General features: G+C 49.2%; 18 protein-coding genes. 13 read left to right on the plus strand and 5 right to left on the minus strand.

From position 1 onward, the window contains the following. Nucleotides 1–202: 202 nt before the first annotated feature. Both CBE68_RS10175 and CBE68_RS10180 read left to right on the plus strand, forming a co-directional pair. Nucleotides 203–1,825 carry a S41 family peptidase gene (locus tag CBE68_RS10175; protein WP_158100570.1) on the plus strand — a complete coding sequence of 541 codons (1,623 nt, stop codon included), beginning with the start codon at nt 203–205 and terminating at the stop codon, nt 1,823–1,825. Further along, the gene (locus CBE68_RS10180) at nt 1,818–2,204 is read left to right on the plus strand and encodes a hypothetical protein (RefSeq protein ID WP_087505977.1); all 387 of its coding nucleotides are present in this window, start codon (nt 1,818–1,820) and stop codon (nt 2,202–2,204) included. Before CBE68_RS10175 ends, CBE68_RS10180 begins: the two co-directional genes overlap by 8 nt. Nucleotides 2,205–2,298: 94 nt before the next feature. Here CBE68_RS10180 and mnmC read toward each other — a convergent pair whose 3' ends face one another. After that, nucleotides 2,299–4,275, minus strand: coding sequence for a bifunctional tRNA (5-methylaminomethyl-2-thiouridine)(34)-methyltransferase MnmD/FAD-dependent 5-carboxymethylaminomethyl-2-thiouridine(34) oxidoreductase MnmC (mnmC, locus tag CBE68_RS10185; protein ID WP_087505978.1), 1,977 nt, complete (start codon nt 4,273–4,275; stop codon nt 2,299–2,301). A gap of 161 nt (nt 4,276–4,436) precedes the next feature. Here mnmC and fabB point away from each other — a divergent pair, with 161 nt between their 5' ends. The 10 genes from fabB to purF all read left to right on the plus strand — a co-directional run bounded on the left by fabB (nt 4,437) and on the right by purF (nt 16,662). Then, nucleotides 4,437–5,648 carry a beta-ketoacyl-ACP synthase I gene (gene fabB / locus CBE68_RS10190; RefSeq protein ID WP_087505979.1) on the plus strand — a complete coding sequence of 404 codons (1,212 nt, stop codon included), beginning with the start codon at nt 4,437–4,439 and terminating at the stop codon, nt 5,646–5,648. A 139-nt stretch (nt 5,649–5,787) separates the two neighbouring features. Beyond that, the gene (gene pdxB, locus CBE68_RS10195; RefSeq protein WP_087505980.1) at nt 5,788–6,921 is read left to right on the plus strand and encodes a 4-phosphoerythronate dehydrogenase PdxB; all 1,134 of its coding nucleotides are present in this window, start codon (nt 5,788–5,790) and stop codon (nt 6,919–6,921) included. 29 nt (nt 6,922–6,950) lie between these two features. Next, nucleotides 6,951–7,967: an aspartate-semialdehyde dehydrogenase gene (locus tag CBE68_RS10200; RefSeq protein ID WP_087505981.1), complete on the plus strand. Its 1,017-nt coding sequence runs from the start codon at nt 6,951–6,953 to the stop codon at nt 7,965–7,967. A 220-nt stretch (nt 7,968–8,187) separates the two neighbouring features. Next, the gene (locus CBE68_RS10205; RefSeq protein ID WP_158100571.1) at nt 8,188–10,818 is read left to right on the plus strand and encodes a FimV/HubP family polar landmark protein; all 2,631 of its coding nucleotides are present in this window, start codon (nt 8,188–8,190) and stop codon (nt 10,816–10,818) included. Between the two features lie 75 nt (nt 10,819–10,893). Then, nucleotides 10,894–11,694 (plus strand): tRNA pseudouridine(38-40) synthase TruA, encoded by an 801-nt coding sequence (truA, locus tag CBE68_RS10210; RefSeq protein WP_087505983.1) that lies wholly within the window; start codon nt 10,894–10,896, stop codon nt 11,692–11,694. A gap of 135 nt (nt 11,695–11,829) precedes the next feature. Further along, nucleotides 11,830–12,714, plus strand: coding sequence for an acetyl-CoA carboxylase, carboxyltransferase subunit beta (accD, locus tag CBE68_RS10215; protein ID WP_087505984.1), 885 nt, complete (start codon nt 11,830–11,832; stop codon nt 12,712–12,714). Beyond that, complete coding sequence (gene folC, locus CBE68_RS10220) at nt 12,714–13,976, plus strand: bifunctional tetrahydrofolate synthase/dihydrofolate synthase (protein WP_087505985.1); 1,263 nt, start codon at nt 12,714–12,716, stop codon at nt 13,974–13,976. The genes accD and folC overlap by 1 nt, the downstream gene beginning before the upstream one ends. 2 nt (nt 13,977–13,978) lie before the next feature. Then, complete coding sequence (locus tag CBE68_RS10225) at nt 13,979–14,557, plus strand: SPOR domain-containing protein (protein WP_087505986.1); 579 nt, start codon at nt 13,979–13,981, stop codon at nt 14,555–14,557. Between the two features lie 67 nt (nt 14,558–14,624). After that, nucleotides 14,625–15,125 (plus strand): CvpA family protein, encoded by a 501-nt coding sequence (locus CBE68_RS10230; RefSeq protein WP_087506028.1) that lies wholly within the window; start codon nt 14,625–14,627, stop codon nt 15,123–15,125. A gap of 13 nt (nt 15,126–15,138) precedes the next feature. Beyond that, nucleotides 15,139–16,662 carry an amidophosphoribosyltransferase gene (gene purF, locus CBE68_RS10235; protein WP_087505987.1) on the plus strand — a complete coding sequence of 508 codons (1,524 nt, stop codon included), beginning with the start codon at nt 15,139–15,141 and terminating at the stop codon, nt 16,660–16,662. Nucleotides 16,663–16,736: 74 nt separating this feature from the next. Here the strand turns inward: purF and CBE68_RS10240 are convergent, their stop codons facing one another. Beyond that, entirely contained in the window at nt 16,737–17,336 is a 600-nt protein-coding gene (locus CBE68_RS10240; protein WP_087506029.1) for a Yip1 family protein, read from the minus strand. Nucleotides 17,337–17,457: 121 nt separating this feature from the next. Beyond that, complete coding sequence (locus tag CBE68_RS10245; RefSeq protein ID WP_087505988.1) at nt 17,458–20,490, minus strand: EAL domain-containing protein; 3,033 nt, start codon at nt 20,488–20,490, stop codon at nt 17,458–17,460. A 270-nt stretch (nt 20,491–20,760) separates the two neighbouring features. On the opposite strand from CBE68_RS10245, the gene miaE reads away from it, so the two are divergent. Further along, nucleotides 20,761–21,531, plus strand: coding sequence for a tRNA isopentenyl-2-thiomethyl-A-37 hydroxylase MiaE (gene miaE, locus CBE68_RS10250; RefSeq protein WP_087505989.1), 771 nt, complete (start codon nt 20,761–20,763; stop codon nt 21,529–21,531). 64 nt (nt 21,532–21,595) lie between these two features. On the opposite strand, the gene CBE68_RS10255 is transcribed toward miaE, so the two are convergent. Both CBE68_RS10255 and CBE68_RS10260 read right to left on the minus strand, forming a co-directional pair. Beyond that, nucleotides 21,596–22,789, minus strand: a complete 1,194-nt coding sequence (locus CBE68_RS10255; RefSeq protein ID WP_087505990.1) for an alginate export family protein — start codon at nt 22,787–22,789, stop codon at nt 21,596–21,598. A gap of 41 nt (nt 22,790–22,830) precedes the next feature. Further along, the gene (locus tag CBE68_RS10260; RefSeq protein ID WP_087505991.1) at nt 22,831–23,676 is read right to left on the minus strand and encodes an ABC transporter ATP-binding protein; all 846 of its coding nucleotides are present in this window, start codon (nt 23,674–23,676) and stop codon (nt 22,831–22,833) included. Nucleotides 23,677–23,680 lie beyond the last annotated feature (4 nt).

Genomic DNA, 23,680 nt, shown 5'->3' on the forward strand with positions numbered 1-23,680 from the left:
AACATTAACGCAAATATTTGATACTTGACCTCCACTACTGTTTTGCCCCCGATGTCAACGGTCTGGTATCGACAAACTAGAGCCCAACAAAAATCAGCAGATAGATGAATCTTACTTAGCCAACTTTTTAAGCTAACTCCATGATAAGATTACCGGTTGTAGCAGGCATTAAGCTTATGGAAACACATATATGGAGGTTGCAATGAAGCGACCTCAAGACAACAAGCAAGGAGTGAAAGGAAGCATGCGCAAAATTTGTTTAGGGTTATTGGTATCCGCTGTTTTAACCGGTTGCGGCGGTGGCGGAGGAAGCTCGTCATCTTCAACCCCAACATCGCCAACACAACCCGAATCCAGATGGCAAGCTGGAGTATTCGAACCATCGACAGACTTTGACGGTCAGTGTGAAGTGGTAAGAACTCATCTTAATATTTTTGGTGAAGCTTACCCTGACGTGCAAGGTACCGAAGAGGATGAAAAGCTCTGGCTACGTTCTTGGAGCCATGAAACCTACCTTTGGTACGATGAAATTACCGATGTAAATCCGGCAAATTTCGCTTCACCCCAAAGCTACTTTGAGGTGTTAAAAACCACCCAAACAACAGCCTCCGGAGCGTTGAAGGATAACTTCCATTTTTACGAATCAACTGACGATTTCGAAGCGTTTTCTCAGTCTGGTAGTCAAACAGGCTACGGCATTAACTGGAGCTTTATTGCTAGCGCTCCGCCGCGTGATATCCGAGTGACCTCGGTTGAGGGCAGTTCGTCTGCTGGATTTGAGGGCGTCGCCCGTGGCGACAAGCTTATTCGAATCAATGATGAAGACGTGATCGACGGTGATAATGTCGATTTCCTAAATAATGCCCTCTTTCCTGCCGAGGAAAACAGTCAGTTCAGTTTTACTTTTGAGCGCGTCGATGGCAGCGAAGTGACTTTTAACCTGACATCTGGCGTGTTTGAAGAAAGCTTCGTCAACAACGTACAAATCTTGCAGACCGACACCGGTACTGCCGGTTATATGCGCTTCGATGGCTTTCAGCGGCCAGCACAAACGCCATTGATTGAAGGTTTCCAGCGTTTCGCTGACGAAAACGTCACCGATCTGATCCTCGATTTGCGATATAACGGCGGCGGTTTACTCGCTATGTCCTCGCAGCTGGCGTACATGATTGCCGGCGAGCAAAACACTGCTGGTAGTGTTTTTGAGGTATTGCAGTACAACGATAAATTCCCTAGCTCGGCCACGCCGTTTTATACCGAAGAAATTGATTGGGAACGTGGGGTGTTGACCGACAATAAACTACCGACCCTTGATCTGGAGCGGGTGTTTGTTATTGCCACAGGTAGCACTTGTTCTGCCAGTGAATCACTGATGAATGGCCTCAGAGGTATCGATGTTGAAGTGATTCAAATTGGCGGTACAACATGTGGCAAGCCATATGGCTTTGTGCCAACAGATAATTGTGGCACCACCTACTACACCATTCAATTCCAAGGCGTCAATGACAAAGGCTTTGGCGATTATGCCGACGGCTTTAAGCCGCGAGTTGCGCCGCGCTTTGACGATGAGTTGCCGGGTTGTGAGGTTGCAGATGACTTTGAGCATTCGTTGGGCGATACCAGCGAAGGGATGTTAGCGGCCACTTTAGAACGACTAAACACCGGTAGCTGTCCGGTTAACGCCAGCGGCGTGGCGGTTCGCAGTCTCGATCTGAATGGCTTAGTTGATTCGCAGAGTGAGTTGTCAGTGTACGACCCAAGAGGCATCGCACTGGCAGAGAACAATCGCATCTATATTGCGATTGAGGATAGCAACGATGAGTAGATTGGCGACTGTTGTATGCGCTGGTTTTAGCCTTGTTGCATTGGCAGGTTGTCTGAGTACTTCTGCCGATGCCAACGAACCGATGCCAGCTTTGGTTGAGATGAATTCGGCAACCAAGCAAACGTTGGAGCGTGCAGCGTCGGAATTACTGTTTGGCCGCCAACTGAGCTTTTCATCGTCGGCTTTTACTACGAATAGCAAGGTGTTGATAGACAAAAAACAAGCGCGAGACAGCCAAGGCCAGTTGCTAAATGGCCGCGAGCTGCAAGCTGAGGTGATTGCCTTTACGCTTTGGAAGCAAAATCAGCAATGCTGGCTGCAGCGCGATGATACTGAGGCGCGCGTTGTGCTAAATGGGGTCAGTTGCAAGGTTAGATAGAACAAGAGGCGGGCGCTAAGCCCGCCTTTTTTTGTTCCGATTTTTTAATGTGTCGAGTAAAGCCAGTGATCAGCCGTTGTGGAAACCTACACCACTAGTCAAACAAGGGGCGATTTTTCTTCAAACGACGCCACACGAATCGCCCTGGGTTGACGGCATCCAGTAACGCTTGCGAAGTCGGATGAGCAGTATCGCAGATATAACTGGTGATGATGTCAGCGGCCAGGGGACCGGAGCAAATACCGCGAGCGCCGAGGCCTGAGATCACATACAAACCAGCTTGATGCGGCAGCTCCGATAGTTGAGTCGTTTGCGGCAGCTTGGTAACAGAAGACCAATCTGGAATTGGCCCCACAACTGGGAAATGGTCACGTAGCACGGCTCGAAATCCAACTCGCCCGTCGGTTGCCGAGTTTTTCCAATCTTGGGGTAATGCTGATTCAGGAAGCGCCTGTTGCAACCGCTCAAGGTTGATCTGATGATCCTCGTCCAGTAACTCAGTACTGTTGTTGTCGCGTGAAAAAGTCGCGCCCATACAATGGCCATCCCAAGCGTCGTGGTCCGATGGAGTAAGATAGCCGGTGTGGCAAATCACGGTCTTGAGCCGCGAGCTTTGTTCCGTGACTGGGACATGGCTAACCTGGCCGCGCACTGAGCTGATTGGTAAATGACGACTGACATCAAAGCCATTGGAATCAATCCCCGCAGCAATCACAACCTGCTTTGCCTTAATGCTTTGCTTGCCCTGCAGCTGCCAGTAGCCATTGTCACGACTGATGTCATCAACGCGCCAGTCGAAACGAACATCATGGCCATTGTCGATCAGCCAATCACCGATAAAGCGGCAGATGTCACCGGGGCAAAACCATCCTGCATTGGGGTAATAAGCTGCAGAGTGGGGGATATCGATACCGGCCAGTTCGCTTGCTCTGTTCGCATCAACCAATTGTATTAATGTGCTCGGATAGTTGTGGCTGGCAATAGCGCTATGTTTGCGGCTCAGCTCTTCGTTGCTATTTAAGTGCAGCAAACCACACCACTGGTGTCGAATCCTATCGGTTTTGGCTGTGAGCTGTTGATAGTCATTGCAGGCGAGGTCAAACGCCTGCCAGTAGAATTGTGAGAGTTCTCCGGGGTTCGGCGTTAGTAACGGATACAGTGCCCCTTGACGGTTACCGCTGGCTGCTAGCGCAAGCTGTTGGTCGGCACACAGCAAAACCACCTGTTTGCCAGCATTGGCAAGTTTCCAGGCGGTTAGACAGGCTGCCAAACCACCACCAATAATGGCTACTGTTTGGTCTGTTGTATCTGGCCTTGAAACGCGGTTTGGCTCTCTATTGGCAATGGTCATATCACGCTTATTGCCATAACCTGGCTGCTTTGCGACAGTAAAACCGGCTTGTGCTAATCCTCTTCGAACCAAACCTGCAGCGGTGAATGTCGCCACGCTTGCGCCAGCCCGTGATAGCCGAAACATTTGGTCAAACAAACTTTGTTGCCACATCTGAGGGTTTTTACTGGGTGCGAAGCCATCCAGAAACCATGCATCGACAATACCGCCGGTATTGTTGGGGAGCGTTGGCATCACCTCATTGATATCACCTAGCCACAGATCCAACACAACCCGTCCCTCTGCGAAGGTCAAACGATGGCATCCGCGGCGAAACTCGGTTGGAAACTGGCGCTGCAGTTGCCTGGCATATCGAGTGAGGTTAGGGAAGTGTGCGTGGGCAGCAGCGAGGTCAGTTGTGGTTAAAGGAAATTTCTCAAACGAAATAAAATGCAATTGTTGCGCGCCGTTTGCTGAGCCTTGACTAAGATAGTCATCGAATGCTTGCCAGCTGGCTAGGAAGTTGAGTCCCGTGCCGAATCCGGTTTCGGCAATAGTAAATGAGTTACAGCTGTGCGCTCGCCACCGGCTGGGTAGCTTATTTGCAGCTAAAAATACGTATTGGCTTTCGGCGAGGCCGTCATCATTGGAAAAATAAACGTCATCAAAATCCTCCGCAACAGGCGTACCGTGGGCGTTGAAATGCAGGTTGGCAGAGTGAATTTGCTGATCAGAACTCATATTAGCGTGGCATGGAGATTAAAGTGGCGCTACTATAACCGACAAATTAGCGTACACGTGTAACTTTATTGTAAGCAAAGCGGACCAGTATAGAGTCTAAATCCGATTACAATTCACGCGTTTTTGTACCAGCAGGTTTCTAAATTAAACAGGAATTATCAATGAAAAGAGCCGTTATCACCGGTTTAGGCGTTGTTTCAAGTCTTGGTAACAATGCCGAGGAAGTCTTGGCTTCTTTGCGTGCAGGCAAGTCTGGGATTCGCGCATCCGAGCAGTTCAAGGAAAAGGGCATGCGCAGCCAAGTCTGGGGTGATGTGCAGTTAAACACAAAAGACCATGTTGATCGCCGTGCGCTGCGTTTCATGGGAGATGCCGCCGCTTATGCCTACATTGCTATGGGGCAGGCCATTGAAGATTCCGGTTTAACCGAAGAGCAGGTTTCTAATGTCCGTACCGGTCTGGTAGCAGGATCTGGTGGCGCCAGCTCTGAAAACCAAGTGCTGGCAGCAGACATTTTGCGCGAAAAAGGCGTCAAGCGTATTGGTCCTTACATGGTTCCGCGGACTATGGGTAGCACGACATCTGCCTGTTTGGCAACACCGTTCAAAATTAAAGGTGTCAACTATTCGATGAGCTCTGCCTGTGCGACTTCCGCACACTGTATTGGTCATGCCTGGGAGTTGATTCAACTGGGCAAACAAGACGTTGTTTTCGCTGGTGGTGGTGAAGAGTGCCACTGGTCCTTGGCAATGCAGTTCGACGCAATGGGCGCACTGTCAACTAAGTACAATGAAACCCCAGAAAAAGCGTCTCGCACCTATGATGCTGATCGCGATGGCTTCGTTATATCGGGTGGTGGCGGCATGGTCGTGGTGGAAGAACTTGAGCATGCCCTTGCTCGTGGCGCCAAGATTTATGCTGAAATCGTTGGTTATGGAGCGACATCAGATGGCTATGACATGGTGGCTCCTTCCGGTGAAGGTGCTATTCGCTGCATGCAACAAGCGATGAGTACGACTGACGGTAAAATCGATTATCTCAACACTCACGGTACCTCGACGCCAGTTGGCGATGTCAAAGAACTCGAAGCAATCCAGCAAGTGTTCGGAGACAATTCACCAATGATTAGTGCCACCAAATCGCTATCAGGCCACGCTCTTGGAGCGGCTGGCGTGCACGAGGCGATCTATTCGTTATTGATGGTTGAAAATAGCTTTGTATCACCGTCGATCAACGTCGAGAACTTAGACGAAGCGGCACAAGGTCTGAATATTGTTACTGAACCAACAGAAGCCGAACTGACACAAGTGATGTCAAACAGCTTTGGTTTCGGTGGCACTAACGCAACCTTGGTATTTAAAAAGTACAGTTAACCGCGTCACTGGCCAGATATTGAAAACCGGCCAATAGGCCGGTTTTTTGCTTTTAGTGGCAGTCTGGCGTTGCTGGACAGGTACAGTAAAAAAGCATACATTCGCCCTGAATTTTGGACTTCTAGATGGATAGACCTTCATGCGCATATTAGCCGATGAAAACATGCCATATGTCGAAGAGTTGTTTTCACCTTATGGTGACGTGATTCGAGCCCCTGGGCGCGATATTTGCCCCAGTATGTTGGTTGATGTTGATGTGCTGTTAGTCCGCTCAGTAACCAAAGTAAACGCCGATTTGTTGAGTCAGGCTAACAAGCTTCATTTCGTTGGTACCGCAACGATTGGCACTGATCATGTCGACCTGAAACTACTGCAACAAAGGGGCATCAGTTTCACCAATGCGCCGGGCTGTAATGCATATGCGGTATGCGATTATGTGTTGAGCAGCTTGCTATTGATAGCGGAGCGACGGCAGTTGCAGTTGCATGGTCTGACGATGGGAGTTGTTGGGATTGGCAACATTGGTACTCGCCTGTTGCCGAGGTTACGTGCACTGGGCCTGCAGGTGTTGGTCAACGATCCGCCGCGGGCAGCCGCTGAGCCGGATTTTCATTCAACCCCGCTTGAGCAAGTGCTGCAGCAAGCGGATATCATCACTTTCCATGTGCCATTGCAGCGCGATGGAGAACATTCGACCTTCCACTTAATCGCTGCTGAGCAACTCGAAATGATGAAACCCGATGCGATACTCATTAATGCTTGTCGCGGCGAGGTCATCGACAATCAGGCACTATTGCGGCATTTGACCAGACATCCAAAACTATCGGTTGTGTTGGATGTCTGGGAGAACGAGCCGAATCCGAACAATGAGTTGTTGCGAGCCGTTGATATCGCAACGCCGCACATTGCTGGTTATTCGCAAGAGGGGAAAGCGTTTGGCACCAGTATCGTCTACGATCACTGGGCTAAGTTACATGGCTTCGCTCTGGCCAATGTTCAGGCTTTATTGCCCAAGCCTGATCTCGCAGCGATGACCTTATCCGCCGCTCCTAACCAAGCGGTGCTTAAGCAATTGGTGCAAGCGGTCTATGACGTGCGCAATGATGACGAGCGGATGCGCCACCATAGTCAGCAACCAGAATACTTTGATCGATTGCGCAAGACATATCCTTTGCGCCGCGAGATCCTAAGCACTCAAATTCAATTTTCAGATTTTGACAACCAAGTGGCGCGAGATGATATTGCTGCCCTCGGTTTTCAAATTCAGCACTAGATAACAACGACAAAGCGGAGAATCCAAGCATGTCAGCCAAGTATAATGTTGCAGTTTTAGGCGCTACCGGGGTGGTCGGTCAAACCATGCTCGATATTCTCGCCGAACGCCAGTTCCCGGTCGATCAAGTATTTGCTCTGGCTAGCGCCAGAAGTGCTGGCGGTACTGTGAAATTTGGTAATAAACAACTTGAAGTACTTGATGCCGAAGAGTTCGAATGGGACCAGGTGCAACTAGGTTTCTTCAGTGCTGGCGGTTCTGTGTCAGCTAAGTATGCGCCAATTGCGGCAGAGGCCGGCTGTGTCGTCATCGACAATACCTCGGAGTTTCGTTACGAACCGGATATTCCGCTGGTGGTGCCAGAAGTAAATGCCCATGACTTAGCCAACTTCCGTAATCGCAACATCATTGCCAACCCAAATTGCTCGACGATTCAGATGGTTGTTGCGTTGAGCCCGATTCATCGCACGGTTGGTATTAGCCGGATCAATGTTTCGACCTATCAGTCAGTATCAGGTACCGGCAAAGAGGCCATTGAAGAGTTGGCATCGCAGGTTGGTGAAATGATCAATGGCCGTCCTGCGACTAGTAAAGTTTACCCAAAAACCATCGCGTTCAACGTGTTACCTCATATCGATGTGTTCCAAGACAATGGCTACACCAAAGAAGAAATGAAAATGGTTTGGGAGACTCAAAAGATCTTGGGTGACGAAACAGTGCTGGTTAACCCGACTGCGGTTCGTGTCCCTGTGATGTATGGCCATGCCGAAGCTGTCCACATTGAAACCCGAGATCAAATCGATGCCGAAGGCGTAAAGTCGCTGCTGCGTGAAGCGCAAGGCGTGATTTTGTTTGAAGATGACACTGATTATCCGACCCAGTTAGAAGAGGGCAGCGGCAATGATGACGTTTATGTTGGCCGTGTCCGTAATGATATCAGTCATCCACACGGCATCAATCTATGGGTTGTCGCTGATAATGTCCGCAAAGGCGCAGCTCTAAATAGTGTCCAAATCGCTGAAGTCTTGATTCGCGACTACCTGTGATTGAACATCGCTGATCTGATGTCAATATCTTGACGACAAAAAGCCAGCCTTGGGCTGGCTTTTTTTATGGTCGGCGTTTTACCATTGATTGTCATGGATATTGCTGCAACTTGCGATATGGGTAGTGGCGTTGGAATGCGAATTGCTTATTATGTTGAGATATAGCCAACATCACGCAATTGTGCCCATATTCCGGCGCAGCAAAGTAAAGGAAAGGAATATGTCTCGAACCCCTAGCTTTGGGTTATCTGCGGTCCGCCGTATCTTGACTGCTACATTGCTGGCAAGCATTGCCAGTTTACCCATTGCCGCTGGTGCTTTTGAGCGCGGAAAGGTCGAAATCGTAGGGCCTGATGGCGAGCCTAAAGAGCAACAACAAGCCGCCCCAACACGATATGGACCTGTTGCCAATGCAGATACCTTGTGGCGGATAGCTAGCGTTACCCGTCCGGATGGCTCTATATCCGTTTATCAGATGATGTACGCGCTGTACCTGAAAAACCCCCATGCATTCGAGCAGAACAATATTCATTTGTTGAGCCGCGGTAGCTTCCTGCTGATCCCGACGCTTGCTGAAGCTCGCCAATACACCAACCGGCAAGCAGTTGCCCAATTACGTGATGATGAGCAACGTCTTGCCGCTAGCGAAGCTAAAAAATCCTCTACGAACCAGCAGCAGGCAGTCGCCCAAACGACTGTCGAGCCTGCGGCACAGCCGGAAACTCCTGCTCCTCAGCAAGCTGAATCGCAACCTGTGGTTGAAGCTCCGCCGGAGCCAGCACAAGAGGTGGTGGCGGAAAAAACAGTAGAGCAACCACCTAAAGCGGCGGTTTCTGATCGCGAACGCCGTTTGTATGACGCTCAAATGCGTCAACTAAAAGAAGATTTAGCAAACTCGATTGGTAGCATCGAAACTCTAATTGCTCAAAATGACCAACTCGCCAGCCGGGTAGAAGACTTGTCGTCAACCATCGTCAACCTCGAAGCGGAGTTGACTCAGGAGCGCGAAGCGGCGGAGCAAGCCAGAGAGCAATTGGCGAAGCAATCTGAGGTCACCAGTACCAAGGTTGATAACCTATTGGAGCAACCTATCGGTGCTTCCAGCATTTGGCTATGGTCGCTGTCGGCAGGCCTTGCAGTAGTGTTTGGTCTAATTGCTTGGTTGATTTTACGTCATCGTAAACATGCTGAAGGCGCTCAGGAGCAAACCGTTGCAGAGCCGATGCCGGAAACCTTGTTGGCACAGGATGCAGTGGCTGAACAAGCGGTTGACACAGCGGAGCAAGAGCAGAGTAGCGAAGAGGACGTGCTGCTAGATCTGGGACTTGATGATAATAACGATGCGCCAGAAGAAGATGCTTTGGTTGACTTGGCATTGGATGATGCGCCAATCGAGGCCATTAGCTTAGATGACGATGACGAAGCAGCCATCGACCTCGACGATGATAGCGCTGATCTGCTAGCTCTTGATGATGAACTCAAAGAGCCGGCTAATGCGGAAGCGCCAGCAACCGAATCTCAGCCCGAAATGGCCGATATCCAAGAGCTTGACTTGGATTTGAGTGATGATGGCGGAGAACTAACTCAAGACGCGCTCGATGCACTGGCTGCGATGGACGAATTGGCCGCATCTGATGGCCCATCCTCTAGCGACGATGATGATTCGTTGGAAGAAGCATTTGATGCTATTGGTGCGGCCGATAGTCAGGATGAGCGAACCGAAGAAAGCTCTGATCCTGATGACATCATGGATGAGTTTGCTGCCGCTGTAGCCGCCCAAACAGCTGCCGAGGAGGCTGGCGAGCCGGTCAATGATATCGCCGATATTGATGATTTGGTGGATGAGTTTGATGCTCAAGTTGCTCCTGCCGAACAACCGCAAGCCAATGATCCTGAATCAGAATTAGTTGGCGAGCCTGATGCGGAGCCAGTAACGACAGCAGATGTTGATGAGCTTTTGGCATCCGTTGAAGAGGCATCTGAAAGCAACGATATTCCCCAGCAAGTTCAAGATGAACTGGATGAGCCAGAAACCGAAGAACTGGTTGATATTGATAGTTTGCTCGCCGAGTCAGGTCCTGAACAGCCTCTCGCTGAAGAGAGTGGCGTTGAATCGGATATCGATATTGAAAGCTTGATTGCTGAAACCCAAGAAGCGGTTGATCAATCTGCCGATACCCAACTGTCGGAGTCTGCGCCGGAACCTGCAGAGCTGGATGTCGAAGAGATCTTAGCTGCCGAGACCCCAGCGGCATCCCCTGACATTGAATCTGAACCAGAACCACAACAGGTGTTGGATAGTGATGGTGCCGATGAGCTACTGGCCGACTTTGAATCCGACTTGTTGTCGGAACCGGATAGCCAGTCGCAAGACGACGAAGTGTCGTTTGATGAGCTGGAGCAAGAATTCGATTTATCCAATGTTGCCGATGAGCTGTTGAATGAAACATCGCCAGACCAAGAGGTTATTTCTGAAGCAGAAGAGCTCACTGAGTTAGGTGAAGATGACAGTGTTGATTTGGATACCGAGCTGGCAGCTATTGAACAGCAAATGCCCGCCGAACCGGAATCGTCAAAAGATGGCGAAGACGAATATCTCGACATTGATCAGTTGTTGGCTGAAGCTGATGGCGCCGCGGGGCCTGATGATGACATTATGCTAGTGGGTGATCTTGAAGACGACATCGAGCTCGAAGAGGAAGATGGCATCGCCGCTAAGCTAGACCTCGCCAGAGCCTATATTGAAATTGGTGACAAAGAGGTCGCTAAACAACTGCTGGAGGAAATAGCTAGTAGTGGCAATGACGGCCAAAAGGATGAGGCGACCGAATTGCTGCAACGATTAAGTTAGTTGTTTCAGCATACCAATCAAAGCAAAGCTCGCTATAATGGCGAGCTTTGTTGTTTTTCAAAAGAGTAAACCGTCATGCGCATTGCACTTGGTGTTGAGTACCAGGGCACTGGTTACTTTGGTTGGCAGCGCCAACGAGAGGTAGATAGTGTTCAGGCGCAACTGGAAAAAGCTTTATCTCAGATCGCCAGTGAGGACATTGAGGTGTTATGCGCTGGCCGGACCGATGCAGGTGTTCATGCCACCGGTCAGGTCGTCCATTTCGAATGCAGCAAACCCAGAGATATGGCCGCTTGGAGCTTGGGGGTTAACTCCCAGTTGCCGGATGATATCGCTGTGCGTTGGGCTCAGCCCGTTGCAGATGACTTTCATGCTCGCTTTACCGCAACTGCAAGGCGCTACCGTTACATCATATTGAATCAGCGGTTACGTCCTGGGATTATGCGTTTTGGCGTCACCCACCATTATCACCCGCTGAATGCTCAGGCGATGCATGAAGCCGCTCAATGCTTGTTAGGTGAGCTTGATTTCAGTAGTTTCCGTGCCGTTCAATGCCAGTCTAACTCGCCCTTTCGCAATGTTCATCACGTTGCGGTCAAACGTTTCGGCGACTATTTAGTTGTTGATATTCAAGCGAATGCTTTTGTTCATCATATGGTCCGCAATATTGTCGGATCGCTGATCAAAGTGGGTGAAGGGGAGCGCGACGGTGAGTGGTTGCAGCAAGTGTTAGAGGCAAAAGACCGGACGGTTGCAGCGGCGACTGCTAAGCCACATGGTTTGTATTTGGTGAATGTGATCTATCCTCAACAGTACTCGATACCAAAACCAACCATGGGGCCTTTGTTCTTGCCTGACGACTTTGACCTGAATTGAACGAACAATACCTTTGGTGGTCCAAATGACACATCGGGTAAGACCAGTAAACGATGAACAACGGCCTGAGTTGTGTTTTAATGTGCCGGTTTTATTAATGAATTTCCTCTGCGGACAGCGACCGAGAATAAAAACATGAGCTGGATTGAAAAGATTCTCCCAAAAAACAAAGTAGACGCTTCGCTGCGTCGCAACATTCCTGAAGGTGTATGGGGTAAATGCGGTGGCTGTGGCCAAGTCATTTACCGCGCCGAGCTAGAGCGCAATCTTGAGGTTTGTCCTAAGTGTGGCCATCACATGCGAATTGGGGCTCGGAAACGTCTCGAACGTTTGTTGGATGAGAGTGATCGCGTTGAGATCGGTGCAGAGTTAGAGCCAAAAGATGCACTAAAATTTAAAGATTCCAAGCGTTACAAAGAGCGAATTGCTGCGGCCCAAAAGTCCACAGGCGAGAAAGATGCCTTGGTTGTAATGAGTGGCTCAATCAAGGACGTCAAAGTCGTTGCTGCGGCATTTGAATTCTCCTTTATGGGCGGCTCCATGGCCTCTGTTGTTGGCGCTCGTTTTGTCCAAGCTGCTGAATACTGTTTGGAACATAACCTGCCATTGATTTGCTTCTCCGCCAGTGGTGGTGCGCGAATGCAAGAGGCGCTATTTAGTCTGATGCAAATGGCCAAGACCTCTGCCGCCTTGGCTCGAATGTCGGAGCAAGGCTTGCCATTTATCTCGATATTGACCGATCCGACGATGGGAGGCGTATCAGCGAGTCTGGCCATGTTGGGTGATATCAATGTCGCCGAGCCGAAGGCGCTCATTGGTTTTGCAGGTCCTCGAGTCATTGAACAAACGGTGCGAGAAAAACTGCCGGAAGGTTTCCAACGCAGTGAATTCTTGGTTGAACATGGCGCTGTCGATATGATCGTTGACCGTCGTGAGATGCGCGACACTTTGGCGCGCTTATTGGCCAAGTTGACTAATCAGCCGACTACAGAAAGCGAACTATTACCCCTGTCTGAGTAATGTCGAACACTCAAATACCCAGCCGCTCTCTAGCTGAGTGGCTGGCTTATCTCGAATCCATTCACCCAACGACTATTGAACTTGGCCTCGAACGAGTGGGTCAGGTGGCTGACGCTCTGTCGTTGACCAGCTTCGATGGTAGCAAAGTGATCACGGTTGCTGGCACCAATGGCAAGGGCTCTACTTGTGCCTATATTGAACATTGTTTGCTGCAAGCCGGCTATAGCGTGGGGGTTTATAGTTCACCACATTTGGTTGATTATCGCGAACGAGTGCGACTTGACAACCAACTGCTGAGCGAAGCGGCTCATTGCCAAGCGTTTGCAGTGATAGAAGCTGCGCGTGGTGATGTCAGTTTAAGTTACTTTGAGTTTGGAACGCTAGCGGCGCTATGGCTACTGCAACAACAAGCCCCTGATGTGGTGCTGTTGGAAGTAGGGCTTGGTGGCCGATTAGATGCAACCAACGTGGTTGAACCCGATGTCGCGGTAGTGACCACTGTCGATTTCGATCATCAAGCATTTTTAGGCGATAACATCGAGCAGATAGGGTTTGAGAAAGCTGGCATTTTCCGTTCCGGCAAACCCGCGATTCTTGGCGATGCTCAGTTGCCCAACAGTGTTGCTCAACATGCGTCTAATATCGGCGCTACGATCATTGCTGCAGGTGTTCACTTTGACCTCAAGCTCGATGACAATTCATGCTGGTGCTATTGTAGCGACGATTATCAACTCGACGCGATCGCCGAATCTCAATTACCGATAGAGAATTTGGCGACTGCTGTGACCGCTATTCGCGCCGCCCAACTATCGGTACCTGACCAAACCATGCGTCTGGGCTTGGCACAGGCTTCGTTGCCTGGCCGTTGGCAGCAGTTGCAAACCCATCCAGCAGTATTTGCTGATGTTGCCCATAACCCTCAATCGACGCGTTTGTTGGCAAACAAAATATCTCGCTGTCAACGCGATGGCAGCAAGGTGTATGCTGTCGTGGCGATGCTGGCAGACAAAGATAGCCTGAACTCAATAAAACCACTGTTGCCGGTCGTCGACTATTGGTACTTGGGCGGATTAGGTGTCCCCCGTGGCGCCAGTGCAGAGCAACTGGCGCAAGCGTTTGCTTGCTCGGTGGTCACTCACCCAAATGTCGCAGATGCGTTGTCACAGGCTCTTGAATCGGCAGACCAAGATGATATGGTTGTCGTCTTCGGCTCTTTTTACACGGTTGCAGAGGCGCAATCCGTGCTGCAAGGAAATACCTGAGCGTGAATTCTCAACTCAAGCATCGACTGGTCGGCGCGACAGTTCTTGTGGCATTGGCAGCCATTATTCTGCCCGATGTGCTCGATGGCCAAAAAGTTAGTCGCAAGCAGGATTTTGCGATGATTCCGTTGCAACCACAGTTATCCTCGCCTGAATTTCAACTTGAGCAGCCGATAGAGCCGCTAAATGTGCCTAATGACTCCGCTATTATGGCGGCCGAGAATCGCACATCAGAAGCTGAAGTGGCCGACAATGTCGATAGTGAGCAACCGCAGCCAGTGGCGGCAGAACCGCCAACTAACCCGACGGACCGACAATTACCTCAGTTCAAAGATAGTGGCTGGGTATTACAGCTTGGCGTTTTTCGCAATGCCAATAACGTTAACTCCCTCATTGCCAAGCTAAGAGATGCTGGTTTTCCGGCCTTCAGCAAACCCAAAACTGCAATTCAAGGCAAGCCAACTTGGGTTTATGTCGGCCCTAATCTAGACAAAAATAAACTGTCTGCGATGCAGCCTGAAGTGAAGCGCTTGACCGGTCTTAATGGCCGGGTCTTTCCCTATAATCCACAAAGCCAATAAATGACCATGGTCAAGCCTGTAATTATTTTGTTAGAATTCGCGCCGATTTCGGCAGGTGAGTATTAGCATGGTTTGGATTGATTATTCCATTCTTGCAATTGTCTTAATTTCAGCTCTAGTGAGCTTAATGCGTGGTTTTAGCCGCGAGGCGATCTCCTTGCTTACTTGGGTCATTGCTTTTTTCATTGCCAGTCAGTTCTATCAAGATTTATCGGTGTTTCTGACCGGAATAGATGATGCGCTGTTGAGGGATGCTGCAGCCATCGCCGCCTTGTTCATTTGTACTCTGATTCTTGGAGCTTTAGTGAACACTGTGATTGGCAATTTGGTCGATAAGACCGGTTTGTCGGGCACAGACCGAGTGTTGGGCTTGGTATTTGGTGGTTTGCGCGGTGTGCTAATTGTCTGCGCTTTGCTATTTTTCATGGATGCCTTTACCGGCGCGGCACAAACCCAGTGGTGGCAACAGTCGTTGCTTATCCCTGAATTTAAAATTGTAGTTCGTTGGTTTTTTGATTATATCGAGCAGTCGTCTGACTTACTGAAGGTAGCGACGACTTCAAGCTGAGGTGACCCTTCTTATGTGCGGTATTGTGGGCATTGTGGCGAATTCGCCAGTGAACCAAACTATTTATGACGCGTTGACTGTTTTGCAGCATCGCGGTCAGGACGCAGCGGGGATCATGACTATTGATGATCAGCAACGCTTCCGTTTACGCAAGGCCAACGGCTTGGTACGAGACGTGTTTGGCACCTTGCACATGCATCGCCTGCAAGGTCACATCGGCCTCGGGCATGTGCGTTATCCAACCGCTGGTAGTTCTAGCTCAGCAGAAGCTCAGCCATTCTATGCCAATTCACCATTCGGTGTGTCATTGGCTCACAACGGCAATTTGACCAATGCTGATGAGCTCAAAGAGATGCTCTATCAGACGGCTCGTCGCCACATCAATACGACCTCTGATTCTGAGGTGTTGTTGAATGTCTTAGCTCATGAGATGTGCGTCTCTAGACAGTGGAACTTGACTCCGGATGATATTTTCAGCGCGGTGAAAGCAACGGTAAAACAGGTGCGTGGTGGCTATGCTGCTGTGGCATTGATTATTGGCCATGGTTTGATTGCGTTCCGAGACCCTCACGGTATCCGGCCGTTGGTATTGGGCTCTCGTGTCGATGAAAGTGGCAAAACGGATTATATGGTAGCTTCAGAGAGCGTTGCTTTGGACGTTTGTGGTTTCACCTTGGAGCGCGACATTGAACCGGGCGAAGCCATCTACATTACCGATGATGGCCAGTTGTTCAGCCAGCAATGTGTTGAAAAATTCTCTCACAATCCTTGTATCTTTGAGTTTGTCTATTTTGCTCGCCCTGACTCCTTTATTGATAAGGTTTCAGTTTATCAAGCGCGGGTGCGCATGGGCCGTAAGCTTGGACAGAAGATTCGTCGCGAGTGGGAAGACAAAGATATTGATGTGATTATTCCAATTCCGGAAACTTCATGTGATATCGCCTTGGAAATTGCTGCTGAACTAAAAATCCCGTATCGCCAAGGTTTTGTAAAGAATCGCTATATTGGCCGAACGTTCATTATGCCGGGTCAGAAAACTCGCAAGAAGTCAGTTCGTCAAAAGCTCAATGCAATTGGTGCTGAGTTCAAGGGTAAAAACGTGTTACTCGTTGATGACTCCATTGTTCGTGGTACAACCTCGCAGCAGATCATTGAAATGGCTCGAGATAGTGGCGCAAATAAGGTCTACTTTGCTTCTGCTGCACCAGAGATTCGCTACCCGAATGTGTATGGTATCGATATGCCATCAGCAGAAGAACTGATTGCCCATGAACGTACGGTAAAAGGTATCTGTGACGCGATTGAAGCGGATGGCCTAATTTTCCAAGACTTGAGTGATTTGATTGAAGCCGTCAGAGAGGGCAACCCAGAGCTCAAGGGATTCGAAACATCGGTATTTGATGGTTGTTACATCACCAATGATATCGATAGCGGTTATTTGCAAATGTTGAATGATATGCGCAATGACGATGCCAAAGCTGACCGCGCAGCGGAGCTTGCTTCAAACTTAGAGATGCACAACGAAGGCCACCCTTAAGTCGGCTGACGGTATTTTTTGGCTAACAAAAAGGCAGCTGACGCTGCCTTTTTTTGTTGCTGCAATTGATCGGCCTATTGGACGAATACTGGTCCTAAACCCAGGTTCCACAAGATGACCGTACCAGCGAGCGTGGACACTAATAACACTAAGCCGCAAGTGACCACCGAGCTAGCGTAGATGAATCCTCGCTCTTCGGGAATGTGCATTAGTATCGGAATGCCTGAATAAAGCAAGTAGACGGAGTATGCCAGGCCAGCTAAGCCGACGAGCATGACGAACCAGACTGCCGGGTAGAGTGCTGCAAAGCCGACCATAAACAGCGGCGTTGCGGTGTAAGAGGCGAGCTCTAAGCACTGGGTGTAGGTTGGTGACGAGCCGAACGTTTGGGCCATCCATTTCGCCAGATAAGCAAGAGCTCCGACACCGGCGAGTAGCGCAAAGTACATTGCCACTGCCATCATTAATGCCGAATTGGATGACAGGAAGATTGGGTCGCCGACTCCAATTCGCCAGCCGATATGAACAGCAGACATGTAAGCGCACACTGACGGTATCAGGGCTATCAGCATGATATGGGCAATGCTATACGTCGCGCTCTCGTGCTCTCGATCGATGGTTTGCCATTCTTCTCGTGGGTGCGCATACAGGCCCCAAAGATGGTTCAGGATCATAGCTATTTCCTTCTTTTTTCTGTGTCGCCGTTTATACGGCGTTCTCACCAGCAACAGTTCAATAATTAAACTGCTTAAACCCACTTTTGACGAGGGCTTTGCTTTCGTCAAGTTTGGATTTTTAGCTAATTCGGCGGATTTTTCGGTTCTGAGGCAGGAAATATCGGGCTTCCAGCTCATTTAGGGGGAGCGGACGGCTAAACACGTAACCTTGAACAACGTCACATTGAAGCTCTCGTGTGAGGCTTAGTTGTTGGTTGGTTTCAACGCCTTCGGCGACGACTTCGTGGCCTAACGCTGATGCTAAATCTTGAATCGCTTTGACAATATACCAATCCTGCGATTCGCGCGTTAGATTGCTTAGGAAGCTGCGATCAATCTTGATGCTATCGAACGGCAGTTGTCGTAGCAAAGAAATGGAGGAAAAGCCGGTACCAAAGTCATCTAGTGCAATGCGAATACCTAAGCCACTTAGCTGCTCCAGTAGGTTTCTGACGTTATCCATTTCTGAAATAGCAGTCGACTCGGTAATTTCAACCGTTAATCCGGTTGGATCGACACCTGTGGCATTAATTATCTCAGTGACATTTTTTAAGAAGTTTGGATCGGTCAGTTGGCCGGCACTAACGTTGACGGACATATTGATTGGGCGGCGCTGATTATGCTGCCATTGGCGTAATACTAGGCAGGCGTTTTTGATCACCCACAGTCCGAGCTCAACAATCTGGCCGTTTTCCTCGGCCATTGGAATAAACTCCGCAGGCGATACGGTACCAAGTTCGCTGGATTGCCAGCGCAGAAGAGCTTCAACGCCAACAAGTTCGCCATAAACAGTTGAAATTTGCGGTTGAAACACCAGCGATAATTCATTTTTAACGATTGCTTTGCGTAACTCGTGATCGATGCGAGCCCTGACATTATGCTCAAGTCGAAGCGATTGTTTAAACAGAACGGATTGGTTGCGGCCAGATTTCTTCGCTTGCTGCATTGCCATATCAGCATTGCGGAGCAAGTTTGCTGGCGTGTCAGCGTGATCTGGGTACAGCGCAATACCGGCACTGGCGGTGACGTAAAAATCGACGCCAAAGGTCGCTTGCAGAGGCTGCTCGATAATGTTGATTAAACGATTAGCCATCATCACGGCTTGGCGCTGATTATCGACCAAACACAAACATATAAATTCATCGCCGCTGAAGCGGGCAAAGAAATCACTTTCTCTTAGGCCTTTTTTCAGTAAGTTGGCGACGTGTTGTAGCAATTTGTCGCCAACTTCGTGGCCAAAACGGTCATTGAGGTGTTTAAAGCGGTCAAGCCCGATTTGCAAAACCGCGACCGGTTGCTCTGGCGCAGCAGATAACTGCTGAGCAATTTGATCACTGATCATTGAGCGATTTGGCAGGCCTGTTGTGGCGTCATAGCTTGCCGCCATTTGAAAGCGCTGATTGTTCTTTCGCTTGTCTGTGACGTCTTTGATGGTACCTAACATGCGTTTGGCATAGCCGTGAGCGTCGACGATAGCTTCACCTGTGGCAGCAAACCAGCGAATCGAACCGTCTTGACACTGAATACGAAAGTTTACCGAAAACGGCATGCCATGGTTGACGTGAGCCTCTACACGGCGTTTGACAATGGCGATGTCTGGCTCACTCATGTAATGGTAGAAGCTCTGCTGCTGGCATACCGGCTGCTCAGCTTGGTTGAAACCGAATAACTCCAACGCCCGTTCATTCCACTGTACCGTATCCTCGTTGAGGTCCCACTCCCACAAACCGCCAGTTGCGGTTTGTGCCACCGATTGCAAACGGCGTTGCAGTCGGTCAGTAATCTTTCCGTGACGATTGGCAAGCTGTTCTAACAGATCGCGCTCAATGCGATGGCTAAGCTGAGCGACAAGCTCAACAAACTGATGATAAAGATCGAGCTTGTTGGCTGGGGTGAAACGTGCGGCAAAGGTGAGCGCTCCCCACAACTCGCCACGCAAGCGTATCGGCACTGTCAGTACTTGACTGGCAGGTTGACAGAATTTGTCAGTCAACGAGTGAGGAGGGAAATTTTCAGGTAGACAGTTACAGGCTCCCGGATAGCGTTCAACATCAAGAGCATCAAAGTCACCATACATTTCGATGATCTTCAGATAGTGATTATGCTCATCAGTGCCGGACCATTCAGCTAGGCACGCGAAGCGCATAAATTCACCGAACTGATGATTTAAACTAACGAACTCGGCCAAACTGGAACGCAAACTTTCATGGACGCTGAAATAGGCTTGCAGCGAGCGAATCGCTAGCTCTCCGTCTGACGCTATGTGTTCATCTGCCACTGGTCTTTCAGCTAAATCCGAACTTTGTGCCGCTAAAAACTCGGTTTCTATTAAACGATGCTCAACTGGCTTTTGTGGTAGTTGATGACGCGCTAGCAACAGCTCAAACGCAGCATCGGCAGTGGCAAAGTAATCTTGATTAATAGTGCTAATAGTGGGGCGATGAGCTGCTGCAATGTGGGAACCATCAAAACCAACCACAGCAATATCTTGTGGAATTCGCCACCCCAGTTGTTTTAGTTGCCCTATTAAGCCAATTGCGACTAGGTCATTAGCGCAAAGCACTGCAGTGGGCATCGGGTTCATTTGAATGAGTCGATTGGCTGCTTGTTCGCCACCGTAAAACGAAATACTACCGACATCAATGGCGTCGGATGGCTGTTGCTCAATGCCATAAGCACTCTGACAATGGCGGAAGGTATCGTAGCGTTGCTTGATGTCTGACGTCGATAGATTGCCGACGAAGGTAAACTGTCGGTGACCTTGTTCATGCAAGCTGGTAAAAGCTTGGGTGATGCCATCTTCGTTATCAATCAATACACTATCGACATCATGATGAGCATGATCACTACCGATACATACTAATGGCAGTTTGCGAGATTGAATGGTTTGTAGCAAACGGCTTGAAATCGCGTCACGAACAACAATGACCGCGTCGACATGATTAAGGCTGAGTTCGTTGTCGAAGTCTGAGTAGGCGCCAGTAACTATCAGCTGAATTCGGATATTCAGCTCACGCGCAATGGTAAGAAGCTCACGGCACAAGTCACCATGGTAGTATCCATGGGCAACTTGGGTAAACACAGCAACTGATCGTATTGTGGAGCCACCCATACAACTACTCTAAAGGGAATTACAACAAACGACTCTTCCATGAGTTGCTGCGGCATAGTGCCGAGCTTTTGTGACACTTTAAATACAAACCTCAAAAAAAAACAGTGTGTCGATCAACTTGTGCGTCAATAACGTGACGATTATTAACATTGTTGGTGATATCTCTCACAGAAAATTAACACTTCAGCCAAGCAAAGTGGCCTTTGAGCGCTGTTGCCAATGGCTTTATAATTGCCGACCGGATTTAGTTGCAATGACTCAGAATAGGCAATGACAAGTACTGACTATCAATTTTTGCTGGAGCCGATTGACGGCTTCTTACAATGTTCAACGCCATCAGAATGGATTGCCGTGGCGAAGCGACCGGAAAACCTCAGTATCATATTGATCGATCATATGGTGTGTGAGCTGAAAGCTGCGCAAAGTGCCATGTATCTGATCCGTAAATATGCCGTTGATAAGAGTAGCGGTGACGCACTGCTGTCGTGGTTGAAGCCTTTTGAAGATTACGCATATCGCAAAGAAGGCGACTGGCGAGAGCTAAGCCAGCATAACAAGCTTAGTAAGTCGATGTTGCCGAAGTCTGGCTCGCCTTATGGCCAGGATTTGATTGATAAAATGGTGTTGCTGATTAAAGAAGAATTGCACCATTACTATCAGGTGCTAGAAATCATGGACGAGTATCAGATTCCTTATCGAAACATTAGCTCCAGTCGATACGCCAAGGGATTATTGAGCCATGTAACAAATCACGAACCGCATACCCTCATCGATAAGCTAATTTGTGGCGCTTACATCGAGGCCAGATCGTGCGAGCGATTCGCCAAGCTGGCGCCTCATGTCGATAAACGGCTAGGTGACTTTTATGTTTCATTGCTGCGTTCTGAAGCTCGACATTATCAAGATTATCTGACACTTGCGGAGCAAATTGCCGGCCAAGACATTGGTGAACGGGTTCGCTATTTTGGTGAAGTCGAAGCTGAACTTATTTCATCGCCTGATGACGATTTTAAGTTTCACAGTGGGATGCCGATTGATTAACTTCCGCGATTAAAAAAGGGAGCGGATGCTCCCTTTTTCGTATCTTGTCAGTTAGACAGGCTTGTTAGAATTTGGCGCTAGTCCAAATCCACAACTTGTCGGTATCAACTTTGTAGTCGTCGGCAGAATAAGCCGCGAATTTGATGCCGCTAGAGAATACCTTGTTCCACTTGTAAGCGTAGAGCAAATCAAGTTCTGAACCTAAATCGTCGAGTGCATCTGATGATTCATCGGCAGAGAAGTCGTGGTAAGCAACAACCCATTTACCACCGAACAGTTTACCTGTTGCTGAGACATAGATGTCTTCAACACCTTCGTTTGGCGTGCTGAGGAATTGGTCAGCCCAACCTTGGAATTTGTGCAAGGTTGCCAACGGAGTTTGGAAGCCTTTCATGCCGTCGTCTGAACCCAGTACTTCGTAGCCTAACTTAAAGGTAATACCGTTAAATACAACACCACCTTCGAGCAAGTAGTAGTCAGTATCGAAGTCGGCGCCAGCAGCATTTTCAAAGTTTTGCTTGGCAAACTCAGCTGCGTACAGCACCTTTACTGAATCCAGTTGTTGAGCGCCTTTGAAGCTCACACCGAAGGTGTCGTATTGGTTTTCAGTATCATTGTCTTCTTCAAGCAAGTAGCCGTAGCCAGTCACGGTACCGATTGATGTTTTGTAAGACGCGTTGAATAAATGGTCTTTGGAATTGATGTCGCGCTCTTCAGCAAAGATACGGTTACGCTGATCGATGTAGGCATACTTCAGTGCCAAATCTTTCATTGGTGTGTAGTCGAAGCTCAATGCATCAAAGGTTTGACGGTCTTGACGCCATCCAACGTGACCAACAAAACGTTGACCATCCCAAGCGATGACCTGTCGACCTAGCTTCGCACTGAACTTATCACTGCCATAGGCAACAAAACCTTGGTCCAACTCCGTTGTTTCTGGGTCGGCAATTACTGAGTATTCTGGCTTACCGTTTAAACCGGCGGCGTTGTAGTCTTCAACGCCGGCAACGACGCGAACGTCTTCCATGCCGATAGTGGCCGAGAAGCCTTTGAACGCGCCGGTAGAGTAGGTAAGACGGGTACGAAGAGTCAGCGCGTCGGCATCTTTCTTGTCAGAATCATCCGATACGTTTTCATAACGCAAGTTCATATCGGTTGATACTTTACCTGCACTTAGAGCGCTGGTGAAATCGTCAGCCAACGCAGGTTGAGCTGCAGCAGCAAGTGCTAGTGATACGGAAAGTGCAATCTTGTTCATCTGATAGTTCCTTTTAGAATTTATCGTTTAAAATTGTCTTGTTACGCCACTTCAGTGGTCTTTTTAGTGGATTCTTTGGTGCTTTTTGAAGCTGAAATAGGCTCTACTTTGCGTTGTTTTTCGTAGAGGAACTTCAGTACTTCAGAGCGCAGGTGGTTGTATTCAGGGTCTTCGGCCAGCGCTAAGCGTTCACGCGGGCGTTCCAGGTTAATATCGAGTATTTCACCAATTGTGGCGGCAGGGCCGTTGGTCATCATCACAATGCGGTCAGACAAAAGAACTGCTTCGTCAACATCATGGGTGATCATGATGACAGTGTTGTTAAGTTCGGCCTGAATTTCCATTAGCGAGTCTTGCATGTGAGCGCGAGTTAATGCGTCCAAAGCACCAAATGGCTCGTCCATCAGCAGCACTTCCGGCTGCATTGCCAGCGCGCGAGCAATACCGACGCGTTGTTTCATACCGCCAGAGATTTCGTCAGGACGCTTGTTCATGGCGTGGTCCATGTGCACTAGCTTGAGGTTGTGCTCAACCCACTCTTTGATTTCGGCTTTAGATTTGCTACGACCGAATACTTGTTTGACCGCTAGTTCCACGTTTTGATACGCCGTCAGCCAAGGCAACAGCGAGTGGTTTTGGAACACCACTGCGCGCTCTGGGCCTGGCTCTGATACCTCGCGGCCATTCAAGATAACGCCACCTTTGCTGGCCTGGTATAAACCAGCAACAACGTTCAGTACCGTTGACTTACCGCAGCCTGAGTGGCCAATCAGCGAAACGAATTCGCCTTTTGATATTTGTAGGTCAACTTCTTTCAGTGCTGTGAATGGGCCCTTTGGAGTAGGGAACACCATGTCGATTTTGCTGATATCTAAAATAACACTCATGATC

The sequence above is a fragment of the Neiella marina genome (genome assembly GCF_002165625.1).
Classification (GTDB): Bacteria; Pseudomonadota; Gammaproteobacteria; order Enterobacterales; family Neiellaceae; genus Neiella; species Neiella marina.